The organism is Thiohalobacter sp. IOR34 (assembly GCF_030406045.1).
GTDB lineage: Bacteria > Pseudomonadota > Gammaproteobacteria > Thiohalobacterales > Thiohalobacteraceae.
Genome location: NZ_CP128988.1, coordinates 2564607 through 2577563, shown reverse-complemented (window position 1 = coordinate 2577563; position 12957 = coordinate 2564607). Strand labels below are relative to the sequence as shown.

General features: G+C 67.3%; 8 protein-coding genes. All 8 read left to right on the top strand.

Annotated elements, in window-relative coordinates:
• Positions 1–695 precede the first annotated feature (695 nt).
• Complete coding sequence (gene prmA / locus QVG61_RS11955; protein ID WP_289930870.1) at positions 696–1577, top strand: 50S ribosomal protein L11 methyltransferase; 882 nt, start codon at positions 696–698, stop codon at positions 1575–1577.
• A gap of 246 nt (positions 1578–1823) precedes the next feature.
• The gene (locus tag QVG61_RS11950; RefSeq protein ID WP_289930869.1) at positions 1824–2291 is read left to right on the top strand and encodes a transposase; all 468 of its coding nucleotides are present in this window, start codon (positions 1824–1826) and stop codon (positions 2289–2291) included.
• A gap of 1008 nt (positions 2292–3299) precedes the next feature.
• Entirely contained in the window at positions 3300–4124 is an 825-nt protein-coding gene (locus QVG61_RS11945) for a DUF3426 domain-containing protein (protein ID WP_289930868.1), read from the top strand.
• Between the two features lie 103 nt (positions 4125–4227).
• On the top strand, positions 4228–5214 hold the full coding sequence (gene dusB / locus QVG61_RS11940; protein ID WP_289930867.1) for a tRNA dihydrouridine synthase DusB: 987 nt from the start codon (positions 4228–4230) through the stop codon (positions 5212–5214).
• 14 nt (positions 5215–5228) lie between these two features.
• On the top strand, positions 5229–5498 hold the full coding sequence (fis, locus tag QVG61_RS11935; protein ID WP_289930866.1) for a DNA-binding transcriptional regulator Fis: 270 nt from the start codon (positions 5229–5231) through the stop codon (positions 5496–5498).
• A gap of 192 nt (positions 5499–5690) precedes the next feature.
• Positions 5691–7253: a bifunctional phosphoribosylaminoimidazolecarboxamide formyltransferase/IMP cyclohydrolase gene (gene purH / locus QVG61_RS11930; RefSeq protein WP_289930865.1), complete on the top strand. Its 1563-nt coding sequence runs from the start codon at positions 5691–5693 to the stop codon at positions 7251–7253.
• Between the two features lie 143 nt (positions 7254–7396).
• On the top strand, positions 7397–8677 hold the full coding sequence (purD, locus tag QVG61_RS11925; protein ID WP_289930864.1) for a phosphoribosylamine--glycine ligase: 1281 nt from the start codon (positions 7397–7399) through the stop codon (positions 8675–8677).
• A gap of 984 nt (positions 8678–9661) precedes the next feature.
• A complete protein-coding gene (locus QVG61_RS11920; RefSeq protein WP_289930863.1) occupies positions 9662–12136 on the top strand; it encodes a glycogen/starch/alpha-glucan phosphorylase in 2475 nt (824 codons plus the stop codon).
• The last annotated feature ends 821 nt before the right edge of the window (positions 12137–12957 follow it).

Sequence of the window (12957 nt, the reverse complement as noted above, 5' to 3'; positions counted from 1 at the left end):
CCGCCCCCTTGTGTAGGAGCGGCCTCCCGGCCGCGATTGGCAGGCAACCCGGTCGCGGCCTGGTGACCGCGCCTACATGGGGCAGAGGTTCCGCCACACCCCTGTAGGAGCGGCCTCCCGGCCGCGATTTGGCGGCAACCCGGTCGCGGCCTGGCGACCGCTCCTACACGGGGCAGAGATTCCGCCGCACCCCTGTAGGAGCGGCCTCCCGGCCGCGATTGGCGGTCATCCCGGTCGCGGCCTGGCGACCGCGCCTACAGGGGACAGAGGTTCCGCCACACCCCTGTAGGAGCGGCCTCCCGGCCGCGATTGGCGGTCATCCCGGTCGCGGCCTGGCGACCGCGCCTACATGGGACAGAGGTTCCGCCACACCCCTGTAGGAGCGGCCTCCCGGCCGCGATTTGGCGGCAACCCCGATCGCGGTCTGGCGACCGCTCCTACAAGGGGACAGAAGGTTCCGCCACACCCCTGTAGGAGCGGCCTCCCGGCCGCGATTGGCGGTCATCCCGGTCGCGGCCTGGCGACCGCTCCTACAAGGGGACAGAGATTCCGCCACACCCCTGTAGGAGCGGCCTCCCGGCCGCGATACGGCAGGCAACCCGGTCGCGGTCTGGCGGTGGCTCCTGCATAATTGATGTCATCACAACGCACCCTGACCGTCTCCACCCCGCGATTCCCCGACCTCCGAGAACCCCATGCCCTGGATTCAACTCAGCCTCGAAGCCGGTGATCGGGATCCGGATGCCCTCTCCGACCTGTTCGCCGAACTGGGCGCCCTCTCCGTGACCCTGGAGGACGCTGCCGACCAGCCGCTGCTGGAGCCGGCGCCCGGCACCACGCCGCTCTGGTCGCGGACCCGGGTCGTGGCGCTGTTTCCTGACTCGGCTGATACAGCCCTTCTGCGTGGGCAGCTGGCAGAGCGCTGCGGTGAAGCCCTCGCCGCGCGCATCGAACAGACCACCCTCGACGACCGCGACTGGGTGCGCGCCTGGATGGACGGCTTCGAGCCGATGCGCTTCGGCAGGCGCCTCTGGGTCTGCCCGAGTAACGTCGAACCGCCCGAGCCCGACGCCGTCAACCTGCTGCTCGACCCCGGCCTGGCCTTCGGCAGCGGTACCCATCCGACCACCGCGCTCTGCCTGGAATGGCTGGACGCCCATCCGCCACGGGGGCTGGCCGTGCTCGACTATGGCTGTGGCTCCGGCATCCTCGCCATCGCCGCCCTCAAGCTGGGCGCGGCCCGCGCGGTCGGGGTCGACCTCGATCCCCAGGCGCTGATCGCCAGCCGCGACAATGCCGCCCGCAACGGCCTCGAGGGGCACGTCGATGCCCGCCTGCCGGCGGAGCTGCCGGCCGATGAGCCCTTCGACCTGGTGCTCGCCAATATCCTGGCCAACCCGTTGATCGACCTCGCCGCGCACCTTGCCGGTCACCTCCGTCCCGGCGGGCGCCTGGTCCTCTCCGGCATCCTCGCCGAGCAGGCCGCAGAGGTGGCGGAGGCCTATGCCCCCTGGTTCGAGATGGCGTCGCCCGTCGCCCAGGATGGCTGGGTGCGCCTCGAGGGCCGCCGGCGCTGAGCGCCCCTGTGATTTGGCGATACCCCAGATCGCGGCCTGGCGACCGCTCCTACAAGGGGACAGAGGTTCCGCCGCACCCCTGTAGGAGCGGCCTCCCGGCCGCGATTGGCAGGCATCCCGGTCGCGGCCTGGAGACCGCTCCTACATGGGACAGAGGTTCCGCCGCACCCCTGTAGGAGCGGCCTCCCGGCCGCGATATACTCCCCTCACCCCAAGGACGGGGCGGAATACAAGCCGAGGTGCTCCATGGAATGGCAGCTACCGCATGGCCGGAACCTCCGGCGTGGCCGTGTCTCTGAGGCCGGTCGCATCTACCTCCTGACAAGCGTGACGAAAGACCGCGCCCCGCTTTTCAGGGCGATGTCGTTGGCGCGAGCCGTCATTCACGGTCTGCAATATCAGCAGAAACTGGGGCGTGCCGAGTCGCTGGCCTTCGTCGTCATGCCCGACCACCTCCACTGGCTGGCACGGCTTGGCGAAGGTGCCACGCTCGATACTCTGATGGGCTCGCTCAAGTCCTACACGGCGCGCCGGGTCAACGTCCTGCGCCAGAGTCCAGGTCAGCCGGTCTGGCAGCCCGGTTATCACGACCATGCGCTGCGTCAGGAAGAGGATCTTCGCAGCGTTGCGCGATACCTGATTGCCAATCCCCTTCGCGCGGGCCTGGTCAGGCATATTGGGGACTATCCGTTCTGGGATGCGGTGTGGTTGTGAGTCGGTCGCGGCCTGGCGACCGCTCCTACGGGGAACAGAGGTTCCGCCATACCCTTGTGTAGGAGCGGCCTCCCGGCCGCGATTGGCGGGCAATCCCGGTCGCGGCCTGGCGACCGCTCCTACATGGGGACAGAGGTTCCGCCACACCCCTGTAGGAGCGGCCTCCCGGCCGCGATTGGCGGGCAATCCCGGTCGCGGCCTGGTGACCGCTCCTACAAGGGGACAGAGGTTCCGCCACACCCCTGTAGGAGCGGCCTCCCGGCCGCGATTGGCGGGCAATCCGGTCGCGGCCTGGCGACCGCTCCTACATGGGGTCAGAGGTTCCGCCACACCCCTGTAGGAGCGGCCTCCCGGCCGCGATTTGGCGGGCACCCCGGTCGCGGCCTGGTGACCGCTCCTACAAGGGGACAGAAGGTTCCGCCACACCCCTGTAGGAGCGGCCTCCCGGCCGCGATTTGGCGGCAACCCCGATCGCGGTCTGGCGACCGCTCCTACGGGGGGCAGAGGTTCCGCCACGCCCCTGTAGGAGCGGCCTCCCGGCCGCGATTGGCGGGCAATCCCGGTCGCGGCCTGGTGACCGCTCCTACAAGGGGACAGAGGTTCCGCCACACCCCTGTAGGAGCGGCCTCCCGGCCGCGATTTGGCGGGCAACCCGGTCGCGGCCTGGCGACCGCTCCTACGGGACAGAAGGTGCCGCCACCACTATCGCTGCGCCGGGTCACATCCACCGACGCGGCGATTGTGGGATACTAGCCCGCATATTGCACGAAGGCGGCCTTGAATGCGTAATTTATCCGGTATTTATCAAGCAGTGATCACCTATGCGAGCAATTGTGCCCTGTTACAGTTTGTGCCTATTCGAGTTCAGACCAAATCTGGCGTCGCATTTTGCCCGATCGCCCTTGAACCATAGCTACGGCTATGCTTCGGCGGGCGATCGAACAAACTGCTTGGCCAGATTTGCCCTGAAACTCGAATCCTTCGTGCAATATGCGGGCTAGCCCGGTCATGTTCGCCCGTTGTCCCCATTGCCAGACGGTATTCCGCGTCCAGGCCCAGGTGCTGGGGCAGGCGGCGGGCAAGGTGCGCTGTGGCGAATGCGGCCAGGTGTTCGATGCCCTGCAGAGCCTGTTCGATACCGCCGAGGAGGCCTTCGCCGCCGGCCCGGCGGGGGAGGCGGGGGGCGGCCTTGCCGAGGTGCCTGCCGCCCGGCCGCCCGAACCGCCCGGTTTCGACGTCTCGCTGCTGGCGGCGCCGGACGACAGCGATGTGTTCGGGCAGCCGCCAGTGGCCGCCGCGCCCCGGCCGCCGCTGTCCGACGTCCCGGCGGCCCTGCTGGACGATTTCACCGCCGGACCGGCGGCCGCGCGGCGCTGGCCGGCGCGGCTGGCGGTCCTGCTGCTGCTGGCCGGCTTGTTCCTCCAGGGGGTCTATTTCGCACGCGCCTCGCTGGCGCAGGACCCCCTCTGGCGCCCCGCGCTGACCCGGGCCTGTGCCCTGCTCGGCTGTGACCTGCCGCTGCCGCGGGTGCCCGGGGAGATCGAGCTGCTGGAGCGCGAGGTGCGCGACCATCCCCAGGTCGAGGGTGCGCTGCTGATCCGCGCCACCCTGGTCAACCGCGCCGGCTTCATCCAGGCCTATCCGCTGATCGGCCTGCAGCTGTTCGACGTCGGCGGGGTCGAGGTGGCCGGGCGCTGGTTCAGGCCGGAGGCCTATCTGCCGCCCGGCAGCGATCCGCAGGCCGGGCTGGCGCCCGGCGTCCCGCTGTCGATCGCTCTGGAAGTGGTTGATCCGGGGGGCGATGTCATGTCCTTTCAGTTCCAGTTCCGCTGAGGCACGAACTAGCCCTCCTGACAAGCTTTCGCCGCGCTGCCCGAGCGGGTATTATTCGTCGTCCGGTCTTCAGGAGGACCGGCTAACGACAAATCATAATTTCATGCGCATCGGCCCCTTCGAACTGAGCAACAACCTGGTACTGGCCCCCATGGCCGGGGTTACCGACCGCCCGTTCCGCCAGCTGTGCAAGCAGCTCGGGGCCGGCCTCGCCGTGTCCGAGATGGTGTCCTCCAACTCCCTGCTCTGGGGCAGCGAGAAGACCCGGCGGCGGGCCAATCACGAGGGCGAGACCGAGCCCAAGTCGGTGCAGATCGCCGGCGCCGATCCGCAGATGATGGCCGAGGCCGCCCGGCACAACGTCGACCAGGGTGCGCAGATCATCGACATCAACATGGGCTGTCCGGCGAAGAAGGTCTGTAACGTCATGGCCGGTTCGGCGCTGCTGCGGGACGAGGCGCTGGTGGCACGCATCCTGGATGCGGTGGTGGCTGCCGTCGAGGTGCCGGTGACGCTGAAGATCCGCACCGGCTGGGACAAGTCCAGCCGCAATGCGGTGCGCATCGCCGCGATCGCCGAACAGGCCGGTATCCAGGCCCTGGCGGTACATGGGCGTACCCGCGCCTGTGGCTACAAGGGCGAGGCGGAATACGACACCATCCGCGACATCAAGCAGGCGGTGTCCATCCCGGTGATCGCCAACGGTGACATCCGCGATCCGGAGAAGGCCCGTTTCGTGCTCGACTACACCGGCGCCGATGCGGTGATGATCGGCCGCGCCGCGCAGGGCCGGCCCTGGATCTTCCGCGAGATCGATCACTATCTGCGCAGCGGCGAACATCTGCCGGAACCGGATGTGGCGGAGATCCGCGATATCATGCTCGGCCACCTGCACAAGCTGTATGCCTTCTACGGGGAGTACACCGGCGTGCGCATCGCCCGCAAGCACATCTCCTGGTACAGCAAGGGGCAGCGCGGCGGGGCCGTCTTCCGCGACCGGGTCAACCGGGTCGAGACCGTGGCCGAGCAGCTGGCGCTGACCGAGGCCTTCTTCGATGGCCTGGCTGAGGCCGAGGCCAGGGCCGCATGATGAGTGGTTCAGCCGTGGCCAAGATCAAGCCTGCCAAGCAAGAGGAACACGATGCCCGGTCCCTGCGCGAGGCCGTGCAGCACTGCCTGGAACGCTACTTCCTCGACCTCGACGGTCACAGCCCCAGCAGCATCCACCAGATGGTCATCGCCGAGGTCGAGCCGGCCATGCTGGAGACCGTGATGCGCCACGCCGGCGGCAACCAGACCCGCGCCGCCGAGATGCTCGGCATCAACCGCGCCACCCTGCGCAAGAAGCTCAGGCAGTACGGGATCGAACATTGATCGCTACGGAAAACACGGAAATCCAATAGCCACGAAATCCACGAAACCCACGAAAGGTCTTTAGTTATTGGGACCACGCGCGAAGCGCGGGTCCCACAAGCATCAATTTTCTTTCGTGGATTTCGTGGGATTCGTGGCCAATATCAACAGCCCTGTGCCTTCCGTGGCCCTAAACCTCACGATGGAAAAAACATGAACAAGATCGAACGCGCGCTGATCAGCGTTTCCGACAAGACCGGCATCGAAGATTTCGCCCGTGCCCTGCACGCGCGCGGGGTGGAGATCCTTTCCACTGGCGGTACCGCCCGGCTGCTGATGGATGCCGGCATCCCGGTGGTCGAGGTCTCCGACTACACCGGTTTCCCGGAGATGATGGACGGCCGGGTCAAGACCCTGCATCCGAAGATCCACGGCGGCATCCTCGGCCGGCGTGGCATCGATGACGCAGTGATGGCCGAGCACGGCATCCCGCCCATCGACCTGGTGGTGGTCAACCTCTATCCCTTCGAGCAGACCGTGGCCAATCCTGACTGCGACCTGGCGACGGCGATCGAGAACATCGACATCGGCGGGCCGACCCTGCTGCGTGCGGCGGCCAAGAACCATGCCGCAGTGACCGTGCTGGTGGATGCTGCCGACTATGCCGGGGTGCTGGCGGAGATGGAGGCCAACGACGGCGCAGTCGGCGATGCCACCCGCTATGCCCTGGCGGTGAAGACCTTCCAGCACACCGCCCGCTACGACGGCGCCATCTCCAACTACCTTGGCGGGCGCAACCTGGAGGGTGTGGAACCCAGGTTCCCGCAGACCTACAGCCTGCAGTTCCGCCGTGCCCAGGGCATGCGCTATGGCGAGAATCCGCACCAGCAGGCGGCCTTCTACGTGGAGCACCAGCCCGCCGAGGCCTCGATCGCCACCGCCCGCCAGCTGCAGGGCAAGGCGCTGTCCTACAACAACATCGGTGACACCGACGCCGCCCTGGAGTGTGTCAAGCAGTTCGACGAGGGCCCTGCCTGCGTCATCGTCAAGCACGCCAACCCCTGCGGCGTGGCCTATGGCGACAGCCTGCTGGCGGCCTACGACCGGGCCTACCAGACCGATCCCGAGTCCGCCTTCGGCGGCATCATCGCCTTCAACCGTTCGCTCGATGCCGATACCGCGCGGGCCATCATCGACCGCCAGTTCGTGGAGGTGATCATCGCCCCCGCGGTGGATGCGGCGGCCGAGGCGGTGGTGGCGGAAAAGAAGAACGTTCGCCTGCTGGTCTGCGGCGAGTGGCCGGCCGAGGCGGCGCCGCGCATGGACTACAAGCGGGTCAACGGCGGCCTGCTGGTCCAGGATGCCGACCTGGCCCTGCTCCAGGAGACCCGGGTGGTCAGCGCACGGGCCCCCGAGGCCGAGGAGATGCAGGATCTGCTGTTCGCCTGGCGGGTGGCCAAGTTCGTCAAGTCCAACGCCATCGTCTATGCACGGGACGGCCAGACGGTCGGCGTCGGCGCCGGACAGATGAGCCGGGTCAACAGCGCGCGCATCGCCAGCATCAAGGCCGAGCAGGCCGGACTGGAGGTCAAGGGTTCGGTGATGGCCTCGGATGCCTTCTTCCCCTTCCGCGACGGCATCGATGCCGCCGCCGCGGCCGGCATCCGCGCGGTGATCCAGCCCGGCGGCTCGATGCGCGACGAGGAGGTCATCGCCGCCGCCGACGAACACGGCATGGCCATGGTGTTCACCGGCATGCGGCATTTCCGGCATTGACGGGATTTATAGCCACGAAATCCACAAAATCCACGAAAGAGATATCGATGCTGGCGGGATCCGTGTTTCGTGCATGTTCCCAATTCAAAGGCTTTTCGCGGGTTTCGTGGATTTCGTGGCCATCACAAATACGGAGCTGAACGATGAAGGTATTGGTGATCGGCGGTGGCGGGCGTGAACACGCCCTGGCCTGGAAGGCGGCGCAGTCGCCGCAGGTGGAGACGGTCTTTGTCGCGCCGGGCAATGCCGGGACGGCGCGCGAGCCGAAGCTGCAGAACGTCGATATCGGCGCCGAGGACATTCCGGCGTTGTTCCGCTTCGCCGCCGACGAGGCCATCGACCTGACCATAGTCGGCCCCGAGGCGCCGCTGGTGGGGGGCATCGTCGACATCTTCCGCGACGGTGGGCTGCGCATCTTTGGCCCCAGCCGTGACGCCGCCCGGCTGGAGGGCTCCAAGGCCTTCACCAAGGACTTCCTGCGCCGGCACAACATCCCCACCGCGGACTATGCCGTGTTCACCGAAATCAACGAGGCGATCCGCTACATCCACGACCGGGGGGCGCCGATCGTGGTCAAGGCCGACGGCCTGGCGGCCGGCAAGGGCGTGATCCTGGCCCAGACCACGGACGAGGCCATCGCCGCGGTCAAGGACATGCTGGCCGGCAATGCCTTCGGCGCCGCCGGCCACCGGGTGGTGATCGAGGAATTCCTCACCGGCGAGGAGGCCAGCTTCATCTGCATGGTGGACGGGACCAACGTGCTGCCGATGGCCAGCTCGCAGGACCACAAGGCGGCCTGCGACGGTGACACCGGTCCCAACACCGGCGGCATGGGCGCCTATTCCCCGGCACCCGTGGTCACCCCCGAGGTCCACGAGCGCATCCTGCGCGAGGTGATCGAGCCGACGGTCAAGGGCATGGCCCTGGAGGGCAATCCCTACACCGGTTTCCTCTATGCCGGGCTGATGATCGATCCCGAGGGAACGCCGAAGATGCTGGAGTACAATGTCCGCTTCGGTGACCCCGAGACCCAGCCGATCATGATGCGCCTGCAGTCCGACCTGCTCTGGCTGTGCAATGCCGCACTCGACGAACGCCTGGACAAGGTCGAGGCCGAATGGGATCCGCGTGCCGCGCTTGGTGTGGTGATGGCCGCCGGCGGCTATCCCGGCGACTACCGCAAGGGCGACGTGATCTTCGGCCTGGAGGCGCCCGAAGAACCGGGCGTCAAGGTGTTCCATGCCGGCACCGCGGAGCGCGACGGCGTGGTGGTGACCAACGGTGGCCGGGTGCTCTGCGTCTGCGCCCTGGGCGAGGACGTGGCCGAGGCCCAGCGCCGTGCCTACGAACGGGTGCGGCAGATCAACTGGGAAGGCGTCCAATACCGCACCGACATCGGCCACCGCGCCATCGGCCGCGGCTAGCACCATGCCGCGACGGGATTGCTGCCGAATCGCGGCGTAGACGCCGCTCCTACAGGGCCAGGCGGTCCAATGTGCTGTAGGAGCGGCCTCCAGGCCGCGATGGGTTTGACCGCCAAATCGCGGCGTGGACGCCGCTCCTACAGGCCGGGCGGTCCAATGTGTTCGTAGGAGCGGCCTCCCGGCCGCGATGGAATTGACCACCGAATCGCGGCGTGGCCGCCGCTCCTACAGGGGCCAGGCGGTCCAATGTGCTGTAGGAGCGGCCTCCAGGCCGCGATGGGTTTGACCGCCAAATCGCGGCGTGGACGCCGCTCCTACAGGCCAGGCGGTCCAATGTGTCTGTAGGAGCGGCCTCCCGGCCGCGATGGAATTGACCGCCGAATCGCGGCGTAGACGCCGCTCCTACAGGCCGGGCGGTCCAATGTGTTCGTAGGAGCGGCCTCCCGGCCGCGATGGGATTGACCACCGAATCGCGGCGTGGCCGCCGCTCCTACAGGGCCAGGCGGTCCAATGTATTTGTAGGAACGGCCTCCAGGCCGCGATGGGATTGACCGCCACAATCGCGGCGTGGCCGCCGCTCCTACAGGGGCCAGGCGGCCCAATGTGTCTGTAGGAGCGGCCTCCCGGCCGCGATGGAATTGACCGCCGAATCGCGGCGTAGACGCCGCTCCTACAGGGGCCAGGCGGTCCAATGTGTCTGTAGGAGCGGCCTCCAGGCCGCGATGGGATTGACCACCCCAATCGCGGCGTGGACGCCGCTCCTACAGGGGCCAGGCGGTCCAATGTATTTGTAGGAGCGGCCTCCCGGCCGCGATGGGATTGACCGCCGAATCGCGGCGTGGACGCCGCTCCTACGGGGGGCTGGCGGTCCAATGTATTTGTAGGAGCGGCCTCTAGGCCGCGATCAGGATCCCTCCTGACCGCCGCGCCGGCTCCCTTTGGGCTACACTTGTCCCTGGTCCCGCCACGCAACAGGGAACGCCCATGCCGACCAAGCCCGGTGCCTTCAAGTACGACTACCTCGGTCTCGACGAGGCCTCCCTCAAACGCTCCATCGCCAACCGCCTGATCTATTCGGTCGGCAAGGACCCCTACACCGCCAAACCGCGCGACTGGTACCACAGCGTGGCCTATGCCGTGCGCGACCGGCTGATCGAGCGCTGGATGGAGACCATGCGCACCTATTACCGGCGCGACAGCAAGCGGGTCTACTACCTGTCCCTGGAGTTCCTCATCGGCCGCACGCTGATGAACAGCCTGCTCAACATGGACATCGACGAGGAGGTGGCCGCGGCGCTGGAGAGCATCGGCCTGGAACTGGAGGCGCTGCGGGAGATGGAACCGGACGCGGCGCTCGGCAATGGCGGACTCGGCCGTCTCGCCGCCTGCTTCCTCGATTCCATGGCCACCCTGCGTCTGCCGGGCTACGGCTATGGCATCCGCTACGAGTACGGGATGTTCAACCAGCGCATCGTCGACGGCCACCAGGTGGAGACCCCGGAGAACTGGCTGCGCTATGGCAATCCCTGGGAGTTCGGCCGTCCCGAGGTGCTCTATCCGGTGCACTTCTATGGCCGGGTGATCAGCTATCACGACGAGCATGGCCGCCTGTGCCACGAATGGACCGAGACCGAGGAGGTGATGGCCATGGCCTACGACACGCCGATCCCCGGCTACCAGACCAACACCGTCAACAACATGCGCCTGTGGTCGGCCAAGTCGACGCGCGAATTCGATTTCCGCTACTTCAACGAGGGCAACTACATCAAGGCGGTGGAGGAGAAGAACGCCTCCGAGAACCTGTCCCGGGTGCTGTATCCGGACGATACCACGCAGATGGGACGGACCTTGCGGCTGAAGCAGCAGTATCTGTTCGTCAGCGCCTCGGTGCAGGACATCCTCGGCCGTTACCTGCGTCATCACGACAGTCTCGACGCCCTGCCGGACAAGGTTGCCATCCAGCTCAACGACACCCATCCCTCGATCGCCATCCCCGAGCTGATGCGCCTGCTGCTGGACGTGCATCACCTGGACTGGGAGCAGGCCTGGTCGCTGACCCGGCGCACCTTCGCCTACACCAACCACACCCTGCTGCCGGAGGCGCTGGAGACCTGGCCGGTGGCGCTCATGGAGCGGCTGCTGCCGCGCCACATGCAGATCATCTACGAGATCAACCACCGCTTCCTGGACGAGGTGCGGCACCGCTGGCCGGGTGATGTCGAGCGGCTGCGACGCATGTCGCTGATCGACGAGACGCCACCGCGGCAGGTGCGCATGGCCCACCTGGCCATGGTCGGTAGCCACCGGGTCAACGGGGTGTCTCGGCTGCACACCGAGCTGATGCGCGACACCATCTTCCGCGACTTCGATGCTTTCTATCCGGAGCGCATCATCAACATCACCAACGGCGTCACCCCCAGGCGCTGGCTGCAGCTCAGCAACCCACGCCTGAGCCGGCTGATCTCCGGGCAGATTGGCCGCGGCTGGGTGCAGGATCTGGAGCGGTTGCGCGCCCTGGAACCCGCCGCCGAGGATGCCGCCTTCCGCGCCGCCTTCCGCGAGGTGAAGCTCGACAACAAGCGTGAGCTGGCGGAGAAGATCGCCAGCCGGCTGGGCATCGAGGTCGATCCGCATTCCCTGTTCGACGTGCAGATCAAGCGTATCCACGAGTACAAGCGCCAGTTGCTCAACCTGTTGCACGTGGTGCACCTGTACAACCGTATCCGTGATGGCGAGGTGGAGGACGGAGTGCCGCGCACCGTGATCTTCGCCGGCAAGGCGGCGCCGGGCTATGCCATGGCCAAGCTGATCATCAAGCTGATCCACGATGTGGCGGACATCGTCAACAACGATCCGCTGGTCGGTGGCCGCCTGAAGGTGGTGTTCATCCCCAACTACGACGTCACCACGGCGCAGGACATCATCCCTGCTGCCGATCTGTCGGAGCAGATCTCCACCGCCGGCATGGAGGCCTCGGGCACCGGCAACATGAAGCTCGGCCTGAACGGGGCCCTGACCATCGGCACCCTGGACGGGGCCAACGTGGAGATGCAGCAGGCGGTAGGCGAGGACAACATCTTCATCTTCGGCCTGGATCGTGACGGGGTCGCGGCGATCCGCCGCGAGGGGCATGACCCCTGGCGCTATTACCGGGAGGATGCCGGCCTGCGTCGGGTGATGGAGATGATCGGCGGCGGCTATTTCTCGGTCGAGGAGCCGAGCCGCTTCCGGCCGGTCGTCGATGCCCTGCTGGCGGGCGGGGATCACTACCTGCTGCTGGCCGACTTCGCCGACTACTGCGCGGCGCAGCGGCGGGTCGAGGCCTTGTATCTGGATGAAGAGGAATGGACGCGGCGGGCGATCCTCAACGTCGCCCGGCTGGGCTATTTCTCCAGTGATCGCAGCATCGCCGAGTATGCGGAGAAGATCTGGGGAGTGAGCCCGGAGGCGCACGCCTGAGTGTAGGAGCGGCCTCCCGGCCGCGATCGAGAGGCATCAACCGTTGTGGCCTCGTCGAGGCGGTACCGAGGATAGCCACGAAACCCGCGAAACCCACGAAAAGATCGATGGCCACGGAATCCACGCGCCGCCACGGCGGCAATCGCGGCGTGGACGCCGCTCCTACGGGGGCGGGCGGTCCAACGTATTCGTAGGAGCGGCCTTCTGGCCGCGATGGGATTGACCGCCGAATCGCGGCGTGGACGCCGCTCCTACAGGGCCTGGCGGTCCAATGTGTTCGTAGGAGCGGCCTCCCGGCCGCGATCGGGATTGACCGCCCCAATCGCGGCGTGGACGCCGCTCCTACAGGGGGCTGGCGGTCCAATGTGTTCGTAGGAGCGGCCTCCCGGCCGCGATCGGGATTGACCGCCCCAATCGCGGCGTGGACGCCGCTCCTACGGGGGGCGGGCGGTCCAATGTGTTCGTAGGAGCGGCCTTCTGGCCGCGATGGGATTGACCGCCGAATCGCGGCGTGGACGCCGCTCCTACAGGGCTTGGCGGTCCAATGTATTCGTAGGAGCGGCCTCCCGGCCGCGATGGGATTGACCGCCGAATCGCGGCGTGGACGCCGCTCCTACAGGGCCAGGCGGTCCAATGTGTCTGTAGGAGCGGCCTCCCGGCCGCGATGGGTTTGACCGCCGAATCGCGGCGTGGACGCCGCTCCTACAGGGGCCAGGCGGTCCAATGTGTTCGTAGGAGCGGCCTCCCGGCCGCGATGGGATTGACCGCCCCAATCGCGGCGTGGACGCCGCTCCTACAGGGCCTGGCGGTCCAATGTATTT